The organism is Streptomyces sp. NPDC038135 (assembly GCF_055601245.1).
In genome coordinates this window covers 119765-136655 of record NZ_JBVJXS010000002.1, presented here as the reverse complement: position 1 = coordinate 136655, position 16891 = coordinate 119765, and the positions used below count along the sequence as shown (strand labels likewise).

The 16891-nt window shown below is 71.1% G+C and carries 20 protein-coding genes; 8 read left to right on the top strand and 12 right to left on the bottom strand.

Annotation, left to right across the window (positions count from 1 at the left end; translation table 11 throughout):
• The first annotated feature begins 7 nt into the window (after positions 1-7).
• From ACZ7JA_RS04950 to ACZ7JA_RS04935, 4 genes are all read left to right on the top strand, one after another.
• Positions 8-808: an ABC transporter permease gene (locus ACZ7JA_RS04950; protein WP_351665238.1), complete on the top strand. Its 801-nt coding sequence runs from the start codon at positions 8-10 to the stop codon at positions 806-808.
• 91 nt (positions 809-899) lie between these two features.
• A complete protein-coding gene (locus ACZ7JA_RS04945; RefSeq protein ID WP_351665414.1) occupies positions 900-1667 on the top strand; it encodes an ABC transporter permease in 768 nt (255 codons plus the stop codon).
• Positions 1625-2632 (top strand): ABC transporter ATP-binding protein, encoded by a 1008-nt coding sequence (locus tag ACZ7JA_RS04940; protein ID WP_351665416.1) that lies wholly within the window; start codon positions 1625-1627, stop codon positions 2630-2632. Before ACZ7JA_RS04945 ends, ACZ7JA_RS04940 begins: the two co-directional genes overlap by 43 nt.
• Positions 2633-2641: 9 nt before the next feature.
• Positions 2642-3367: a DUF1707 SHOCT-like domain-containing protein gene (locus tag ACZ7JA_RS04935; RefSeq protein ID WP_389446473.1), complete on the top strand. Its 726-nt coding sequence runs from the start codon at positions 2642-2644 to the stop codon at positions 3365-3367.
• Positions 3368-3802: 435 nt separating this feature from the next.
• Here ACZ7JA_RS04935 and ACZ7JA_RS04930 read toward each other — a convergent pair whose 3' ends face one another.
• The 3 genes from ACZ7JA_RS04930 to ACZ7JA_RS04920 form a co-directional block, all read right to left on the bottom strand.
• Entirely contained in the window at positions 3803-4204 is a 402-nt protein-coding gene (locus tag ACZ7JA_RS04930; RefSeq protein ID WP_351665242.1) for a prefoldin domain-containing protein, read from the bottom strand.
• A gap of 126 nt (positions 4205-4330) precedes the next feature.
• The gene (gene rph, locus ACZ7JA_RS04925) at positions 4331-5068 is read right to left on the bottom strand and encodes a ribonuclease PH (RefSeq protein WP_351665244.1); all 738 of its coding nucleotides are present in this window, start codon (positions 5066-5068) and stop codon (positions 4331-4333) included.
• A gap of 77 nt (positions 5069-5145) precedes the next feature.
• Complete coding sequence (locus ACZ7JA_RS04920) at positions 5146-5379, bottom strand: PTS sugar transporter subunit IIB (RefSeq protein WP_351665246.1); 234 nt, start codon at positions 5377-5379, stop codon at positions 5146-5148.
• A gap of 220 nt (positions 5380-5599) precedes the next feature.
• Between ACZ7JA_RS04920 and ACZ7JA_RS04915 the strand changes: the two genes are divergently transcribed.
• Complete coding sequence (locus ACZ7JA_RS04915; protein ID WP_470807223.1) at positions 5600-6898, top strand: PTS transporter subunit EIIC; 1299 nt, start codon at positions 5600-5602, stop codon at positions 6896-6898.
• Positions 6899-7069: 171 nt separating this feature from the next.
• The gene (locus tag ACZ7JA_RS04910; protein WP_351665250.1) at positions 7070-8335 is read left to right on the top strand and encodes a PTS transporter subunit EIIC; all 1266 of its coding nucleotides are present in this window, start codon (positions 7070-7072) and stop codon (positions 8333-8335) included.
• 67 nt (positions 8336-8402) lie between these two features.
• On the opposite strand, the gene ACZ7JA_RS04905 is transcribed toward ACZ7JA_RS04910, so the two are convergent.
• Positions 8403-9155, bottom strand: coding sequence for an MBL fold metallo-hydrolase (locus ACZ7JA_RS04905; RefSeq protein ID WP_351665252.1), 753 nt, complete (start codon positions 9153-9155; stop codon positions 8403-8405).
• A 239-nt stretch (positions 9156-9394) separates the two neighbouring features.
• On the opposite strand from ACZ7JA_RS04905, the gene ACZ7JA_RS04900 reads away from it, so the two are divergent.
• A complete protein-coding gene (locus ACZ7JA_RS04900) occupies positions 9395-9853 on the top strand; it encodes a type II toxin-antitoxin system PemK/MazF family toxin (protein WP_389298979.1) in 459 nt (152 codons plus the stop codon).
• Between the two features lie 12 nt (positions 9854-9865).
• On the opposite strand, the gene ACZ7JA_RS04895 is transcribed toward ACZ7JA_RS04900, so the two are convergent.
• The 8 genes from ACZ7JA_RS04895 to clpS form a co-directional block, all read right to left on the bottom strand.
• Positions 9866-10336 carry a hypothetical protein gene (locus ACZ7JA_RS04895; RefSeq protein WP_389446467.1) on the bottom strand — a complete coding sequence of 157 codons (471 nt, stop codon included), beginning with the start codon at positions 10334-10336 and terminating at the stop codon, positions 9866-9868.
• 148 nt (positions 10337-10484) lie between these two features.
• The gene (locus ACZ7JA_RS04890) at positions 10485-11435 is read right to left on the bottom strand and encodes a PLP-dependent cysteine synthase family protein (RefSeq protein ID WP_351665258.1); all 951 of its coding nucleotides are present in this window, start codon (positions 11433-11435) and stop codon (positions 10485-10487) included.
• Between the two features lie 6 nt (positions 11436-11441).
• Entirely contained in the window at positions 11442-11720 is a 279-nt protein-coding gene (locus ACZ7JA_RS04885; RefSeq protein ID WP_351665260.1) for a MoaD/ThiS family protein, read from the bottom strand.
• A 119-nt stretch (positions 11721-11839) separates the two neighbouring features.
• Positions 11840-11935, bottom strand: a complete 96-nt coding sequence (locus ACZ7JA_RS04880; protein ID WP_351665262.1) for a putative leader peptide — start codon at positions 11933-11935, stop codon at positions 11840-11842.
• 134 nt (positions 11936-12069) lie between these two features.
• Positions 12070-12492 carry a M67 family metallopeptidase gene (locus ACZ7JA_RS04875; RefSeq protein WP_351665264.1) on the bottom strand — a complete coding sequence of 141 codons (423 nt, stop codon included), beginning with the start codon at positions 12490-12492 and terminating at the stop codon, positions 12070-12072.
• Between the two features lie 145 nt (positions 12493-12637).
• Entirely contained in the window at positions 12638-14056 is a 1419-nt protein-coding gene (locus ACZ7JA_RS04870) for an amino acid permease (RefSeq protein ID WP_389453586.1), read from the bottom strand.
• Positions 14057-14397: 341 nt separating this feature from the next.
• Positions 14398-15000, bottom strand: a complete 603-nt coding sequence (locus tag ACZ7JA_RS04865; RefSeq protein WP_470807218.1) for a DUF2017 domain-containing protein — start codon at positions 14998-15000, stop codon at positions 14398-14400.
• Between the two features lie 11 nt (positions 15001-15011).
• Entirely contained in the window at positions 15012-15329 is a 318-nt protein-coding gene (gene clpS, locus ACZ7JA_RS04860) for an ATP-dependent Clp protease adapter ClpS (protein WP_351665270.1), read from the bottom strand.
• A 139-nt stretch (positions 15330-15468) separates the two neighbouring features.
• On the opposite strand from clpS, the gene ACZ7JA_RS04855 reads away from it, so the two are divergent.
• Positions 15469-16815, top strand: a complete 1347-nt coding sequence (locus ACZ7JA_RS04855; RefSeq protein ID WP_351665271.1) for a nicotinate phosphoribosyltransferase — start codon at positions 15469-15471, stop codon at positions 16813-16815.
• Positions 16816-16891: the final 76 nt, after the last annotated feature.

The window sequence follows — 16891 nt, the reverse complement described above, 5'->3', positions numbered from 1 at the left end:
GACTGACGTGGGCGCTGGACGGTTGTACGCCGCCGTCGCGGCGGGGGGATTCAGACGGTACGCGACGTATCGGGCGGCCACTGCGGCAGGGGTGTTCACGAACACGGCCTTCGGCCTGATCCTCGTCTACACCTACCTGGCGTTGTGGGAGGCGAAACCGCACCTCGGGGGCTACGACCAGGCCCAGGCCGTCACGTTCGTCTGGCTGGGACAGGCGCTGTACGCGACGCTGGCGATCCAGGGTGGCGGCTTCGAGACCGAGTTCATGGAACGCATCCGTACGGGTGAGGTCGCGATCGACCTGTACCGGCCGGCGGACCTGCAAGTGTGGTGGCTGGCGAACGATTTGGGCCGGGCGCTGTTCCAGCTCCTCGGCCGCGGGGTGGTCCCGTTCGCGTTCGGCGCGCTGGTGTTCCCCACGGCGCTGCCCGGCGACGTGGGGACGTGGCTGGCGTTCCTGGTCTCCGTGGCGCTGGCGATGGTCGTCAGCTTCGGTATCCGCTACCTGGTGGCGCTGACGGGGTTCTGGCTGATGGACGGCACGGGGGCGCTGCAGGCGCTGATGGTCACCGGCATCTTCTGCTCGGGCATGACGCTGCCGCTGAACGCCTTCCCCGGGACGCTCGGCGAGGTCGTACGGGCGCTGCCGTGGGCGGCGCAGGTGCAGGTGCCGGCGGACGTGCTGATGGGGACGGCCGATCCGCTGCCGTCGTTCCTGTTCCAGGCGGGGTGGGCGGTGGTGCTGCTGGCGGTGGGACGGCTGGTGCAGACGGCGGCGGCCCGGCGGGTGGTGGTCCAGGGTGGGTGAGTACAGGCAGGGCGAGTACCGGCCGGGTCAGTACCGGGGTGAGTACCGGCCGCTGGCCGAGGGACTGCGCGCCTACCGGCTGATCGCCGGGATGTGGATCCGCTCCACGCTGACCTACCGGGCCTCCTTCGTGATGACTGCGTTCGGCGGGCTGGTGGTGACCGGCCTCGACTTCGTGACGATCATGCTGATGTTCTCCAGGGTCGACGTCCTCGGCGGCTACTCGCTGCCCGAGGTGGCGTTTCTGTACGGGCTGTCGGCGACGTCCTTCGGTCTCGCCGACCTGGCGATCGGTTCGGCCGACCGACTGGGCCGCCGGGTGCGCGACGGCACGCTGGACACCCTGCTGGTGCGGCCCGCGCCGGTGCTGGCGCAGGTCGCCGCGGACCGGTTCGCGCTGCGCCGGGTCGGGCGGATCAGCCAGGGGGCGCTGGTGCTGGGCTACTCGCTGGTCGCGTCGGACATCGCCTGGACGCCGGTCAAGGTGCTGATGGTGCCGGGGATGCTGGTCTGCGGCGGGGTGATCTTCTCCGCGGTGTTCGTGGCGGGGGCGGCCTTCCAGTTCGTGGCGCAGGACGCGTCCGAGGTGCAGCACGCGTTCACGTACGGCGGCCAGACGCTGCTGCAGTACCCGCCGACGGTGTTCGGCAAGGAGCTGGTGCGGGGCGTGACGTTCATGTTCCCGCTGGCCTTCGTCAACTGGGTGCCGGCCGCCTATGTGCTGGGGCGGCCGTACCCGCTGGGCGGGCTGCCGGGGTGGGCGGCCTTCGCGCCGCCGCTGGTGGCGGTGGTGTGCTGCGCGGCGGCGGGGCTGGCGTGGCGGGCGGGGCTTCGGTCGTATCGGAGTACAGGGAGTTAGCGGTGGACGCGTTCATCGAGGTGGACAGGGTCGAGAAGGTCTTCGAGGTGCGCCGGAAGACCGGGTTCATGAAGCGGGAGCGGCGGCAGGTGCGGGCGGTGGACTCGATCTCGTTCACCGTGGCGCGCGGCGAGATGGTCGGTTACATCGGCCCGAACGGCGCCGGGAAGTCGACGACGATCAAGATGCTGACCGGGATCCTCACGCCGAGCGCCGGCCGGCTGCGGGTGGCGGGGATCGATCCGTCGCGGGAGCGGACCCGGCTGGCGCACCGGATCGGCGTGGTGTTCGGGCAGCGGACGACGCTGTGGTGGGACCTGCCGCTGATCGACTCCTACCGGCTGGCGCACCGCATGTACCGCATCCCGGACGGCCGTTACCGGGAGAACCTGGACCGCTGTGTCGAACTGCTGGAGCTGGGCGAGCTGTTGGACGTGCCGGTGCGGCAGCTGTCGCTGGGGCAGCGGATGCGCGGGGACATCGCGGCGGCCCTGCTGCACGATCCCGAGGTGCTGTACCTGGACGAGCCGACGATCGGTCTGGACGTGGTGTCCAAGGCCAAGGTGCGGGGGTTCCTGAAGGAGCTGAACGCCGGGGGCGGTACGACGGTGCTGCTGACGACGCACGACCTGCAGGACATCGAGCAGTTGTGCTCGCGGGTGATGGTGATCGACCACGGACGGCTGATGTACGACGGCGCCCTGGCCGGGCTGCACGAGGCCGGGGAGGGCGAGCGGACGCTGGTGGTGGACCTGGAGCGGGAGTTGCCGCCGATCGAGGCGCCGTCGTGCCGGGTGGTGCGGGTGTCGGGGCCGCGGCAGTGGCTGGCGTTCCCCGCCGGGCAGTCGGCGGCGCCGCTGGTGGCGCACATCGCGGCCGAGTACCCGCTGGTGGACCTGTCGGTGCGGGAGCCGGACATCGAGGCGGTCATCGCGAAGATGTACGCGGAGAAGGCGGTCTCGTAGTCTGCTGCCATGACCGACGACGCAAGTCCGGACCTCCGGGCGTCCGACGCCGACCGTGAGCGGGTCGCCGAGGTCCTGCGGGACGCCCTCGCCGAAGGGCGCCTGGACATGGGGGAGTTCGAGGAGCGGCTGGAGGCGGCGTACAAGGCGCGTACGTACGGTGAGCTGACGCCGATCACCCGCGATCTGCCGGCCGGGGCCGTGGCGGCGCCCGTGCCCGTCTCCTTCTCGAAGGAGCCCGCGGAGCGGGGTGGCTGGGCGGGCCGGATCGTCGGGGGCGAGGGTTCCTCGGCGGGCGGGTTCGCGGTGCTGTCGGGGTTCGAGCGCAGGGGCCGCTGGACGGTGCCGAAGCGGTTCAACTGCCTCGCCTTCATGGGTGGCGGGGAGATCGACCTGCGGGAGGCGAACTTCGCGGACCGCGAGGTCGAGATCAACTGCGTGGCGATCATGGGCGGGGTGCAGGTGATCGTGCCGCCGGGCGTCGAGGTGGTGGTGCGGGGCATCGGCGTGATGGGGGGCTTCGAGCACCCGAGGGACGACGGTCCGCCGGAGCCGGGCGCCCCGCGGGTCGTCGTCGGCGGCTTCGCCTTCTGGGGCGGGGTGGGCGTCGAGCGCAAGGTGACGCGGGCCGAGCGGCAGCGGCTGAAGGAGCAGCGCCGGCAGGAGCGGCTGGAGCGCAGGGAGGCCCGGCACGAACTGCACCGGGCGCGACGCGAGGAGCGCCGGCGGGACTAGGTCCGGTCCGCGAGGTCGCGTCGTTCGCCCGTAAAGGGCGGGCGTCGCGGCGTCCGGGTGCGGCGAGAGGGCGCGCCGGGCGCCGCGACGCAGGCGCGACTTCGCGAACACGGCCCAGGGCCTGTCCGACGGGCCCGCTCCGCCAGGGGCGGCGGCGTGCCGGGCCGGAGTGCCGAGCGCCGCGAGGCAGGCGCGACTTCGCGAACACGGCCCAGGCGCTGCCCGGCGGCCCCGCTCTGCCAAGGGCGGCGCGGCGGCGTGCCGGGCCAGGGGTGCCGAGCGCCGCAACGCAGGCGCGACTTCGCGGAAACGGCCCAGGGCCTGTCCGACGGGCCCGCTCTGCCAGGGGCGGCGTGCCGGCCGGTGCGGCGAGAGTGCGTGCCGGGCGGCGCGGCGGCGTGCCGGGCGCGCTCCCCCGGCCCCGGCGGTCCGCGGCTACGAGGTGCAGACCTTGGTCAGTTCGCCGGCGGCGTCCGTGACGGGGCTGACGTCGGGGGCCGGGTCGCCGTTCCTGATGGCGGTACGGACGTTGCCGACCGCCTTGGAGAGGTCGTCGACGGCCTTGTTGACGTCGGCGTCGTCGGTCTTGTCGCCGATCTTGTCCAGGTTCTTCTCGATGGAGTCGAGGGAGGCGTCGGCCTGCGTGGGGTCGTCGCCGGCGTTCTCCACGGCCTGCTGGAGGTCGGTGACGCTGTCGGCGATGGAGTCGGCGGTCTGCACGCAGTCCAGGGCCTTGTTCACGGCGTCGCAGCCGGTGGTGAGGCCGGCGGTGAGCGCGGCGGTCGCTAGGGCGGCGGCGACGGCGGTGAGCCGGCTTCGGCGTCGGCTGGCGGCCATGGTGTGGTGTCCCTCCCCTGGTACGGCTGGCCGGGCGCACGGTGATGAGCCGCGCGCCCGTACCCATACGGACGCCGGGAAGGATGCGGGGGTTGCCCTCGCGTACCGGCTTTTTTGGCGGTCCCTTTACTTTGCGAGGGTGGCCTCGAGGGCAGCCCGCTGGGCCGCCGCGAGCTGGTCGCAGCCGGCCACGGCGAGGTCGAGCAGGGCGTTGAGCTCGTCGCGGGCGAAGGGCTCGGCCTCGGCGGTGCCCTGGACCTCGACGAAGCGGCCGTCGCCGGTGCAGACGACGTTCATGTCGGTCTCGGCGCGCACGTCCTCCTCGTAGCAGAGGTCGAGCAGGGGCACCCCGCCGACGATGCCGACGGAGACGGCGCTGACGGTCCCGGTGAGCGGCTGCCGGCCGGCCTTGATCAGCTTGCGGCCCTGGGCCCAGGCGACGGCGTCGGCGAGGGCGACGTAGGCGCCGGTGATGGCGGCGGTGCGGGTGCCGCCGTCGGCCTGGAGGACGTCGCAGTCGAGGACGATGGTGTTCTCGCCGAGCGCCTTGTAGTCGATGACGGCGCGCAGGGAGCGGCCGATGAGCCGGGAGATCTCGTGGGTGCGGCCGCCGATCCGGCCCTTGACGGACTCGCGGTCGCCGCGGGTGTTGGTGGCGCGGGGCAGCATGGCGTACTCCGCGGTGACCCAGCCCTCGCCGCTGCCCTTGCGCCAGCGCGGGACGCCTTCGGTGACGGAGGCGGTGCAGAAGACCTTGGTGTCGCCGAAGGAGACGAGGACGGAGCCCTCGGCGTGCTTGCTCCAGCCGCGTTGGATGGTGACCGGGCGGAGCTGTTCGGGCGTGCGGCCGTCGATTCGAGACATGCTCCCGAGCCTAGCCGTACGCGCGGAAGGGGCTCCTCCCGCGTCGGGAAGTGCCCCTTCCAGGTGAACCGGGAGGCTCACATCATGTCTTCGATCTCCGCGGCGATCGGGTCGGCGTCGGTGCCGATGACGACCTGGATGGCGGTGCCCATCTTGACGACGCCGTGGGCGCCCGCGGCCTTCAGGGCGGTGTCGTCGACGAGCGAGGGGTCGGCGACCTCGGTGCGGAGCCGGGTGATGCAGCCCTCGATCTCCTCGATGTTCTCGATGCCGCCGAGGCCGGCGACGATCTTCTCAGCCTTGCTGGCCATGTTGCTTCTCCCTGATCCGAACCGCTTTGTCGCAGTAACCCACAGTTGGCCCATCTTCGCGAGCGGCCGTGCGGTACGTGCCCAATGATGGCGATCACCACAGCGGAACCGTCCGCCGACTGGTCTACACCACCGGAGGGACGGTAGCCAAACCGGCTTGTGCGCCGAGGGGTTCGGCCGCCGGGCCGGGTCCGGGCCGAGGGGATCAGGAAGGACGCCGATGAGCGCCGACAGCGCCGAGAGCACGGCCGGCCCCGGGCGCGTCCGGCTGCACCGGTTCTACCAGGGCCTGCAGAAAATGGGCCGGAGCCTGCAGCTGCCGATCGCGGTGCTGCCGGCCGCGGGCATCCTGATCGGGCTGGCGCAGCCGGGCGTGGTCGGCGAGGGCGGCCTCGGGTGGACCGCGGTCTCGAAGGTGATGCTGGGCGCGGGCGGCGCGCTGCTCGACGGTTCGCTGGGGCTGCCGCTGCTGTTCTGCGTGGGCGTGGCGATCGGCATGGCCAAGAAGGCCGACGGCTCGACGGCGCTCGCGGCGGTGGCGGGCTTCCTCGTCTACTACGGCGTGCTGCACGAGTTCCCGCAGGACTGCCCGGCCGGCTCGAAGCCGATCGAGCACATCGGCTGCCAGGTGGCGGACGGGTCGGTGACGGCCTTCACCTTCCAGAACCCGGGCGTCTTCGGCGGCATCGTCATGGGGCTGCTGGCCGCCTTCTTCTGGGCCCGCTTCCACCGCACCCGGCTGGTGGACTGGCTGGGCTTCTTCAACGGCCGCCGGCTGGTGCCGATCATCATGTCGTTCGTCGCCATCGTCTTCGCCGGCCTGTGCCTGTGGGTGTGGCCGCCGATCGGCAGCGGCCTGGAGAGCTTCGGCCACTGGCTGCGCGACGCGGGACCGTGGGGCGCGGGGCTGTTCGGCGTCGCCAACCGGGCGCTGCTGGTGGTCGGGCTGCACCAGTTCCTGAACGTGCCCCTGTGGTTCCAGTTCGGCAGCTACACCAAGCCGGACGGCACGGTGGTGCACGGCGACATCAACATGTTCCTGTCGGGCGACCCGAACGCGGGGCAGTTGACCTCGGGGTTCTTCCCGATCATGATGTTCGCGCTGCCGGCGGCGGCGCTGGCCATCACGCACTGCGCGCGGCCGGAGCGGCGCAAGGAGGTCGGCGGGCTGATGCTGTCGGTGGCGCTGACGTCGTTCGTGACGGGCATCACCGAGCCGATCGAGTACTCCTTCCTCTTCATCGCGCCGGCGCTGTACGCGGTCCACGCGGTTCTGACGGGGGTCTCGATGGCGGTGACGTGGGCGCTGGGCGTGCACGACGGCTTCGCCTTCTCCGCGGGTCTGATCGACTACGTCATCAACTGGCACCTGGCGACGAAACCGTGGCTGATCATCCCGATCGGCCTGTGCTTCGCGGCGGTGTACTACGCGGTCTTCCGCTTCGCGATCACCAGGTTCGACCTGCGGACACCGGGGCGGGAGCGGGCGGAGGAGATGGAGGACGTCACCAAGGCGTAGCGGCCTCACGGGGGCACGGCGCGTAGCGCGGCGGTGACGGGAATCGCGGGTTCCTTACACCGCCTTCATCGTGCTACAACAGGTCTACACCACTGGGTGGTGTAGACCAGAGACGCCGCCGTCCTCCCTCCCCCACGTTACGGGCGGCGCCATGCCCACATGGAGGAAGTTGTGACCACGGCCAGCGCCGCTCCCGCGGCCGAGAAGAAAAAGGGCGCCGGCACGATGGCTGTGCTGCAGCGCATCGGCCGCAGCCTCATGCTGCCGGTGGCGGTGCTGCCGGCCGCCGCCCTCCTGGTGCGCCTCGGCAACACCGACATGCTGGGACGCCCGTCGTTCCCCACGTTCCTGACGAAGATAGCGGGCTTCATGGCCGCCGGCGGGAACGCGATCCTCGACAACATGGCGCTGCTGTTCGCCGTGGGCATCGCCATCGGCTTCGCCAAGAAGTCGGACGGCTCGACCGCGCTCGCGGCGGTCGTCGGCTACCTGGTCTTCAAGAACGTGCTGGGCACGTTCACCGACAAGAACCTGCCGAAGGTGGCGACGGCCGTCGACGGCAAGGTCGTCATGGTGGACGCGCCGGTGGACGCCAAGGTCCTCGGCGGTGTCGTGATGGGCATCGTGGTGGCCCTGATCTACCAGCGCTTCTACCGCACCAAGCTGCCCGACTGGGCTGGCTTCTTCGGCGGCCGGCGCCTGGTCCCGATCCTGTCGGCCTTCGCGGGTCTGCTGCTCGGCATCGTGTTCGGCTACATCTGGCCGGTCCTCGGCACGGGTCTGCACAACTTCGGTGAGTGGCTGGTGGGGTCGGGCGCCGTCGGCGCCGGCATCTTCGGTGTCGCCAACCGGGCGCTGATCCCGATCGGCATGCACCACCTGCTGAACTCCTTCCCCTGGTTCCAGGCCGGCGACTACCACGGCAAGAGCGGCGACATCGCCCGCTTCCTGGCCGGCGACCCGTCCGCCGGGCAGTTCATGACCGGCTTCTTCCCGATCATGATGTTCGGTCTCCCAGCGGCCTGCCTGGCCATCGTGCACTGCGCCCGCCCGGAGCGCCGCAAGGTCGTCGGCGGCATGATGTTCTCGATCGCGCTGACCTCGTTCGTGACCGGTGTGACCGAGCCGATCGAGTTCACCTTCATGTTCATCGCGCCGGTCCTGTACGCCATCCACGCGGTCCTCACCGGCGTCTCGCTGGCGCTGACCTGGGCGCTGGGCATGAAGGACGGGTTCGGTTTCTCGGCCGGCGTGGTCGACTTCGGCCTCAACCTGGGCATCGCGACCAACCCCTGGGGCCTGGTCCTGGTCGGCCTGTGCTTCGCGGTCGTCTACTACGTGATCTTCCGCTTCGCGATCATCAGGTTCAACCTGCCGACGCCGGGCCGTGAGTCCGACGAGGAGCTGGCGGAGCTGCAGAAGGCGGAGGCCAAGTAGCCCTCCCCCGCACGACGAAGGCCCCCGGAGCCGCTCGGCTCCGGGGGCCTTCGTGTGTGCCGTGGGGTCAGATCTCGTACGTCGTCCCCGGCGCCGCCAGGTCCACCGGGCCGGTGAAGACCTCGCGGGCGTGGGCCGCGTTGAGCTGGGGGTCGGTCCACGGCGGGATGTGGGTGAGGACCAGGCGGCGGGCGTTCGCGCGGGCCGCCGTCTCGCCGGCCTCGCGGCCGTTGAGGTGCAGGTCCGGGATGTCTTCCTTGCCGTACGTGAACGCGGCCTCGCACAGGAACAGGTCCGCGTCCCGGGCCAGCTCGTCCAGCGTCGCCGTGACACCCGTGTCGCCGGAATACGTCAGCACCTTGCCGCCGTGCTCGATCCGGATGCCGTACGCCTCCACGGGGTGCCGCACCCGCTCGGTGTGCACGGTGAACGGGCCGATCTCGAACGTGGACGGCTTGACCGTGTGGAAGTCGAAGACCTCGCTCATGGAGGAGGCCGAGGGCGTGTCGGCGTAGGCCGTGGTCAGGCGGTGCTCGGTGCCCTCGGGACCGTGGACCGGAAGGGGGGCGCAGCGGCCGCCGTCGTAGCGGTAGTAGCGCGCGACGAAGTAGGCGCACATGTCGATGCAGTGGTCGACGTGCAGATGGCTCAGGAAGATCGCGTCGAGGTCGTAGAGACCGCAGTGGCGCTGCAGCTCGCCGAGGGCGCCGTTGCCCATGTCGAGGAGCAGCCGGAAGCCGTCGGCCTCGACGAGGTAGCTCGAGCAGGCCGATTCCGCGGATGGGAACGACCCCGAGCAGCCGACGACGGTGAGCTTCATGAAGCAGAGACCTCCGTTGGCAGAAAGGCGGCGGGCGGGGAGCCGGCACAGCGGGCCGGGGCATGGCGAAGGGGGTCGTGCGGTCCGTCGAGCGTAAGGCGCAAAAGCACGGGTCGCTCCTCCGCCAGGGGCCGTTGTGGGCGAACTCACCTGTGCTGTCACCGGTTCGGCTGGTCCGGGAGCGCACAAGTACAGAGGAGGGCGCGCAATGCCGGGCGCGCGCCGGTAACGTCGTCCTCATGGACACGTCCTGGTGGCTGGCGCTCGCGGCGGTGGTACTGCTCGCCCTGGTCGCCACGCTCGTCGACGGCTGGGGGCGGGGCCGGCGGCCCGGCGGGCGCAGACTGCGGCCGCCCGGACGGCCGGGGACCCGGGGCCGGGCCCCGACCCGTCCGCACCCCGGGGACATCTGGTGGGCGAACGTGCCCTACGAGGACCGGGCGGAGTCCAAGGACCGCCCCTGTCTGGTGCTGGCCGTGCGCGGCAACCGGGCCACGGTCGCGAAGATCACCAGCAAGTACCACGACGAGCGCGCCGGGGTCATCCCGCTGCCGCCCGGCGCGGTCGGCGACGCGCACGGGCGGCCCAGCTTCCTGCAGACCGACGAGCTGCGGGAGGTGCCGGTGGGGGAGTTCAGGCGCCGGGTGGGCGTGGTCGACCCGGTCCTGTGGGACCAGGTCCGGCACCTGGCGGGCTGAGCGGCCGAACGGCTACCGGCGGACCGTCACCGTGACCGCCCACTCCTCGACGCCCTTGCAGGAGACCTGGCCGGAGGCCGTGGGCTCGGGGCACATGGGCCGGGAGGACGTCAGCTTCGTGGTGCCGGCGGCCTTCGCCCGGTAGGCGGCGGTGGCGTCGCCCGGCTGGATGACGAAGCCCGAGTTGATCGCCTCCAGGGCGGGGCCGCTCGCCGAGACCGGCTTCCAGGGGCGGTCCTTGGTGCCGTCGAGGGTGAGCCGCAGTTCGCCGCCCTCGGTCAGGCAGAGGGTGTGGCCGTTGTCGGCGGCCGTCAGCTCGGCGTGGGAGACGCATCCGCCGGAGGACGGTGAGCCGCTCGCCGACGGGGACACCTTGCCGCTGCCGCCCCCGGTGTCGTCCCCGCCGTCCCCGCCGCTCTGCGAGCCGCAGCCCGCGAGGAGCAGCGCGGCTGCCGCGAGGGCGAGGGTCGTGGTTCGACGCATGGGTCCGCCTTTCGTCCGTGGCCGGCCGTCCGGCCGCTGGTACGGATGTGACGTACCACCGGCGCGGACGGATCCCGCTTACGGAGGACGGAATTCCCCGTCAGGTGGACGGACCGTCGCGACGCACGCGCGACTTCGCGGACACGGCCTAGGCCCAGAGCTGGCCGTGCAGGGTCTCGATGGCCTCTTCGGTGGTGGCGGCGGTGTAGACGCCGGTGGAGAGGTACTTCCAGCCGCCGTCGGCCACGACGAAGACGATGTCGGCGCTCTCGCCGGCCCGGACGGCCTTGTTGCCGACGCCGATCGCCGCGTGCAGGGCGGCGCCGGTGGAGACGCCCGCGAAGATGCCCTCCTGCTGGAGCAGTTCCCGGGTGCGGGTGACCGCGTCGGCGGAGCCGACCGAGAAGCGGGTGGTGAGCACGGAGGCGTCGTACAGCTCCGGGACGAAGCCCTCGTCGAGGTTGCGCAGGCCGTAGACCAGGTCGTCGTAGCGCGGTTCGGCGGCGACGATCCGCACGTCCGGCTTGTGCTCGCGCAGGTAGCGGCCGACGCCCATGAGGGTGCCGGTGGTGCCGAGGCCCGCGACGAAGTGGGTGACGGAGGGCAGGTCGGCGAGGATCTCCGGGCCGGTCGTGGCGTAGTGGGCGCCCGCGTTGTCCGGGTTGCCGTACTGGTAGAGCATCACCCAGTCGGGGTGCTCGGCGGAGAGCTCCTTGGCGACGCGCACGGCGGTGTTGGAGCCGCCCGCCGCCGGGGACGAGATGATCTCGGCGCCCCACATGCCGAGCAGGTCCCGGCGCTCCTGCGAGGTGTTCTCCGGCATCACGCACACCATGCGGTAGCCCTTGAGCTTGGCGGCCATGGCGAGGGAGATGCCGGTGTTGCCCGAGGTGGGCTCGAGGATGGTGCAGCCCGGGGTCAGCCGGCCGTCCTTCTCCGCCTGCTCGATCATGTGCAGGGCCGGGCGGTCCTTGACCGAGCCGGTCGGGTTGCGGTCCTCCAGCTTGGCCCAGATGCGGACGTCCTCGGACGGCGACAGCCGCGGCAGGCGCACCAGAGGGGTGTTGCCCACCGCGGCCAGCGGGGAGTCGTAGCGCATGGGGGATCAGACCATCCCGCCGGCCACGGCCGGCAGGATCGTCACGCTGTCGCCGTCGGCCAGCTTGGTGGAGATGCCGTCGAGGAAGCGCACGTCCTCGTCGTTCAGGTAGACGTTCACGAACCGGCGGAGCTGCTCGCCGTCCACGATGCGGGCCTGGATGCCCGGGTGGCGGGACTCGAGGTCGGCGAAGAGTTCGGCGAGAGTGTCCCCGTTGCCCTCCACGGCCTTCTGGCCGTCGGTGTACGTGCGGAGGATGGTCGGGATGCGGACCTCGATGGCCATGGCGTCAGGGCTCCTGTCGGAATGAGTCAGGTCGGTGGGCGCGACAGCGCGGGCGTCTCGTGTACGCGGGGGTGGAGCGCCGTCGGCTCACGGCCGTACGGCGGCAGGACGGTGGTGCGTCAACAGATGGCGCTGGCCAGCCTGCACAGGTCGACGTGCAGCCGCGCCACGAGCAGCATGCCCGGCGTCTTGTCGCTCACGTCTCGGATAACCATGAGGTCATCGTATCGATTCCCGCCCCCGCACCCGGAGTGTCGTCCCACACTTCGGATGGCCGTCGGCCACTTGCTGAGACCTCCGAGATCAGCGGGCCCGCCGGGGCGCCTGCCGGCGCCCGTCGGCACGGCCGTCAGTACGCCTGCACGACCTTGACCTCCTCCTCCGTGACCTCGCCCTCGAGGATGCGGAAGGAGCGGAACTGGAAGTCGCCGAGGCCGTCGGCGTCGGCGGTGGAGACGAGGACGTAGTGGGCGCCGGGCTCGTTGGCGTAGCCGATGTCGGTGCGGGAGGGGTAGGCCTCGGTCGCGGTGTGGGAGTGGTAGATGATCACCGGCTCCTCGTCGCGGTCGTCCATCTCGCGGTAGAGCTTGAGCAGGTCCTGCGAGTCGAACTCGTAGAAGGTGGGCGAGCGGGCCGCGTTCAGCATCGGGATGAAGCGCTCAGGGCGGCCGGCGCCCACCGGGCCCGCGACGACGCCGCACGCCTCGTCGGGGTGGTCCTCGCGGGCGTGGGCCACGATCTGGTCGTACAGGGCCTGGGTGATGGTCAGCATGGGGGTCAGGATAAGCAGAGGGGCCGCTCCGTACCGGGGAGTGGTACGGAGCGGCCCACATGCTGGACGCCCTGAGCGGTGGCCGCCGGGACTGCCACGAGTACTCCCGGCGGCCGGACGTCCTGGGGGAAGGTTTCTGCGGCGGTCAGCCGACCTTCTCGTACGCCTGCTCGTCGCGGTCCGCGATCTGCGGGGCGCGGGACTTCACGACCATCCAGCCGGCGCCCAGCGCGACCGCCCAGCCCGCCATCACGTACAGGCAGACGCGGGAGTCGGCGTCGTACGCGATCAGGCCGGTGACGAAGAGCAGGAACGCGATGGCGATGTACGAGCACACCGCGCCGCCCGGCGCCGGGAAGGAGGACGCGGGCAGCCGGCCCGCGTCGACCGCGCGGCGGTAGAGGACGTGGCTGACCAGGATCATCAGCCAGGTCCAGATGCCGGCCGCGGTGGCGACGGAGGTGACGTAGCCGAAGGCCTTCTCCGGGACGACGTAGTTCAGGACCACGCCGATGCCCATGAACAGCACCGAGACGGTGATGCCGAGCGCGGGGGTCTTGGTGGTCGACAGCTTCGCGAAGACGCGCGGGGCCTCGCCGTTGTCGGCCAGGGTGCGCAGCATGCGGCCGGTGGAGTACATGCCCGAGTTGCACGAGGACAGGGCGGCGGTGAGCACCACGAAGTTGACGATGCCGGCGCCGGCCGGGATGCCGATGACCGCGAACGCCTTCACGAAGGGGCTGACGCCTTCGGCGAACTCGGTCCACTTGACCACGCAGAGGATGACCGTCAGGGCGCCCACGTAGAACAGGGCGATGCGCCACGGCAGGGTGTTGATCGCCTTCGGGAGGGTCTTCTCCGGGTTCTCGGACTCGCCCGCGGTGACGCCGACCAGCTCGACGGCGAGGTAGGCGAACATCACGCCCTGCAGGGTCATCAGCGAGGAGCCGACGCCCTTGGGGAAGAAGCCGTCGAACTGCCAGAGGTTGGCCACGTGCGCGGTGTCACCGGCGGCGCTGAAGCCGAAGGTGAGCACGCCGAGGCCGATCACGATCATGCCGATCAGGGCGGTGACCTTGACCATGGAGAACCAGAACTCGATCTCGCCGAACAGCTTGACCGAGATCAGGTTGGCCACGAAGAGGACCACGAGGAAGACCAGGGCCGTGACCCACTGCGGGACGGCCGGGAACCAGTAGTTGACGTAGATGGCGGCGGCCGTGAGCTCGGCCATGCCGGTGACCACCCACATCAGCCAGTACGTCCAGCCGGTGAAGTAGCCGAAGAACGGGCCGAGGAACTCACGGGAGTACTCGGCGAAGGAGCCGGAGACGGGACGGTAGAGCAGCAGCTCGCCCAGGGCCCGCATGATGAAGAAGATGATCACGCCGGCGAGGGCGTACATGAGGATGAGGCTGGGGCCGGCCTTGGCGATGTTCGCCCCGGCTCCCAGGAACAGGCCGACGCCGATGGCACCGCCGATGGCGATCATCTGGACCTGACGGCTGCCGAGCCCGCGCTCGTACCCCTCTTCGGGGGTTTCGGTGACCCTCTCGGAGGCCATGTGTGGTGCGCCTTTCTCCATGCCGACCCAGGCCTTTCGTCGGCCTCGGATCGGGTTTCGATCCCCCCGGATTGATGGAGCTGGGCAGGGCTCAGGGAGCCCGCCCGTGCCTGGCCGGCGGTTGCCGGCTCGGTGGCGCACCCGGCCGGACATGGGTGGTGTCGGCCGGGCGGTCGTGAAGATTTATCACGGCCGCAATATTGAGCACGAGAGGCGGTTGTGACGCACCACACAGGGAGAAGCGGACAAAGAGCGCTCGAACGCGTGAAATCGGACCGCAGTGGTGACGCGATCGTTATCCGGATTTGAGTGTCCTTTGAGCGAACACCGAATCGGGACGATCAGGGCATCAAGGTCGTCACGAGGGTTTCCTGGAGCCCGCCGAGCCACAGATAGGCCATCACCATCGGCTTGCGCGGGTCCTCGTCCGGCAGCTGGTAGAGCAGCTCGGTGTCGTCCTCGTCGGTGATCTCCAGCCGGGCGCCGATCGCCAGCCGGAGGTCGTTGAGGGCCCCGAGCCACCAGCGCGACTCGTCCGGGGACAGCTTGAGGACCGCCGCGCCCGCGTCCGACGCGTGCAGCGCGTCCAGGGTGCGGATCACCGCCAGCGCGTTTTCCCGCTTGCCGGCGCGCAGGTCGTTCTCGGTGTAGCGGCGGAACTCGGCGGAGTGCGCCTGCCGCTCCTCCGCCTCGGCCGGCGAGGCGGGCTCCCGCTCGGGGTCGCTGTACGCGTCGGGGAAGAGCCTTCTGAGGACCGGGTCGGCGGGCGGCTCGCTCGGCCCGTCGGCGAACAGCTCGGCCAGCGGGTCGGCGGCTTCCTCGGCGGGGCCGGGGCCGATGAGCTCCAGGAGCTGCACGGCCAGCGACCGGATGATGGAGATCTCGACGTCGTCGAGCGCGACGGCAGCGCCGCCACCGGGAATCGGTTCGAAGGTTCCGGGCATGGAGGAGATCGCTACTTCCGGTCCTGCTGGAGGGTGGCCCACAGTCCGTAGCCGTGCATCGCCTGCACGTCGCGCTCCATCTCCTCGCGGCTTCCGCTGGAGACGACCGCCCGGCCCTTGTGGTGGACGTCGAGCATGAGCTTGGTGGCCTTGTCCTTCGGGTAGCCGAAGTAGGACTGGAAGACGTAGGTCACGTAGCTCATGAGGTTGACCGGGTCGTTGTGCACGATCGTGACCCAGGGGACGTCGGGCTCGGGTACGGCGAAGACCTCCTCCGCCGACTCGGTGCGTTCGATCTCTACGGGCGCGGGTGACGTCACACAGCCCATGCTGCCACGCGGGGCAGTATTCGTCACACTGACGAAATGGGGGTACGATCCTCGTCATGCTGCACACACCGGGGGACAACCCCCGGGCCCCCGGCATGTCCTGGGGCGGCCAGGCAGTCACGAGCTGACGGAGGTAGTGGTGGACGTGGCGGACCTTGGGCTGCCGGTGGACGTTCCCTCGACGGCGCTCTTCACGGACCAGTACGAGCTGACCATGCTGCAGGCCGCCCTGAAGGGCGGGACGGCCGAGCGGCGCAGCGTCTTCGAGGTCTTCACCCGGCGGCTGCCCCACGGGCGCCGGTACGGCGTGGTGGCGGGCACCGGACGGGTGCTGGACGCGGTCGAGAACTTCCGTTTCGACGAAGGCGTCCTCGGCTTCCTGCGCGAGCGCGGGATCGTCGACGAGGAGACCCTGAAGTGGCTCGCCGGCTACCGCTTCCGCGGTGACGTGTGGGGCTACCCCGAGGGGGAGGTGTACTTCCCGGGCTCGCCGATCCTGCGGGTCGAGGGCTCCTTCGCCGAGTGCGTGCTGCTGGAGACCGTGATCCTCTCCATCCTCAACCACGACTCGGCGATCGCGGCCGCCGCGTCCCGGATGGCCTCGGCGGCCGGCGACCGGCCGCTGATCGAGATGGGCGCCCGCCGCACCCACGAGCTGGCCGCCGTGGCCGCCTCCCGGGCCGCGTACGTCGGCGGCTTCGCGACCACCTCCGACCTCGCGGCCGGCTTCCGGTACGGCATCCCGACCGTGGGCACCTCCGCGCACGCCTTCACCCTGCTGCACGACCGGGAGCGGGACGCCTTCCAGGCCCAGGTGGAGTCCCTCGGCCGGGGCACCACCCTGCTCGTGGACACCTACGACGTCGCCGAGGCCGTCCGCACGGCGGTGGAGGTGGCCGGTCCCGAGCTGGGCGCGGTGCGCATCGACTCCGGGGACCTGCTGCTGGTCGCGCACCGGGTGCGGCAGCAGCTCGACGAGCTGGGCGCGACCGGCACCAAGATCGTCGTCACCTCCGACCTGGACGAGTACGCCATCGCCTCGCTCGCGGCGGCGCCCGTGGACGCGTACGGCGTCGGCACCCAGCTCGTGACCGGCTCCGGGCACCCCACCTGCTCGATGGTCTACAAGCTGGTCGCGCGGGCCGATTCCGCCGACCCGGCGGCGCCGCTGGTGCCGGTGGCGAAGAAGTCCAGCGGGGGCAAGACCTCCGTCGGCGGCCGCAAGTGGGCGGCGCGCCGGCTGGACCGGGACGGTGTCGCGGAGGCCGAGGTCGTGGGCACCGGGCCGGTCCCCGACGAGCTGGCCGGACGGCAGCTTCTGGTGCGGCTGGTCGAGGCCGGCGAGGTGGTCGCGCGCGAGCCGCTGGACGTGGCCCGCGACCGGCACATCGCGGCGCGCGCCGCCCTGCCGCTGTCCGCGACGCAGCTCTCCCGGGGCGAGCCCGTCCTCCCGACGGAGTACACGCGGGACGTCTCGGGTAGCTAAAGCAGGACGCCACCGCTCCCCCCGTCCGTCGGCCCCCTCCCGCGGGGACCGTGAAATCTCCAGGCTCAGTCAGTCA

Bases quoted from the DNA above. Each gene is read 5' to 3' on its own strand.
- ACZ7JA_RS04945 (WP_351665414.1), top strand. From the start codon at position 900: ATGTGGATCCGCTCCACGCTGACCTACCGGGCCTCCTTCGTGATGACT.
- ACZ7JA_RS04930 (WP_351665242.1), bottom strand. From the start codon at position 4,204: ATGGCCGCCAGCCGACGCCGAAGCCGGCTCACCGCCGTCGCCGCCGCC.
- ACZ7JA_RS04875 (WP_351665264.1), bottom strand. From the start codon at position 12,492: ATGCTGACCATCACCCAGGCCCTGTACGACCAGATCGTGGCCCACGCC.
- ACZ7JA_RS04895 (WP_389446467.1), bottom strand. From the start codon at position 10,336: ATGCGTCGAACCACGACCCTCGCCCTCGCGGCAGCCGCGCTGCTCCTC.
- ACZ7JA_RS04935 (WP_389446473.1), top strand. From the start codon at position 2,642: ATGACCGACGACGCAAGTCCGGACCTCCGGGCGTCCGACGCCGACCGT.
- ACZ7JA_RS04900 (WP_389298979.1), top strand. From the start codon at position 9,395: ATGGACACGTCCTGGTGGCTGGCGCTCGCGGCGGTGGTACTGCTCGCC.
- ACZ7JA_RS04880 (WP_351665262.1), bottom strand. From the start codon at position 11,935: ATGGTTATCCGAGACGTGAGCGACAAGACGCCGGGCATGCTGCTCGTG.
- ACZ7JA_RS04870 (WP_389453586.1), bottom strand. From the start codon at position 14,056: ATGGCCTCCGAGAGGGTCACCGAAACCCCCGAAGAGGGGTACGAGCGC.
- ACZ7JA_RS04890 (WP_351665258.1), bottom strand. From the start codon at position 11,435: ATGCGCTACGACTCCCCGCTGGCCGCGGTGGGCAACACCCCTCTGGTG.
- clpS (WP_351665270.1), bottom strand. From the start codon at position 15,329: ATGGGCTGTGTGACGTCACCCGCGCCCGTAGAGATCGAACGCACCGAG.
- ACZ7JA_RS04905 (WP_351665252.1), bottom strand. From the start codon at position 9,155: ATGAAGCTCACCGTCGTCGGCTGCTCGGGGTCGTTCCCATCCGCGGAA.
- rph (WP_351665244.1), bottom strand. From the start codon at position 5,068: ATGTCTCGAATCGACGGCCGCACGCCCGAACAGCTCCGCCCGGTCACC.
- ACZ7JA_RS04865 (WP_470807218.1), bottom strand. From the start codon at position 15,000: ATGCCCGGAACCTTCGAACCGATTCCCGGTGGCGGCGCTGCCGTCGCG.
- ACZ7JA_RS04885 (WP_351665260.1), bottom strand. From the start codon at position 11,720: ATGGCCATCGAGGTCCGCATCCCGACCATCCTCCGCACGTACACCGAC.
- ACZ7JA_RS04920 (WP_351665246.1), bottom strand. From the start codon at position 5,379: ATGGCCAGCAAGGCTGAGAAGATCGTCGCCGGCCTCGGCGGCATCGAG.
- ACZ7JA_RS04915 (WP_470807223.1), top strand. From the start codon at position 5,600: ATGAGCGCCGACAGCGCCGAGAGCACGGCCGGCCCCGGGCGCGTCCGG.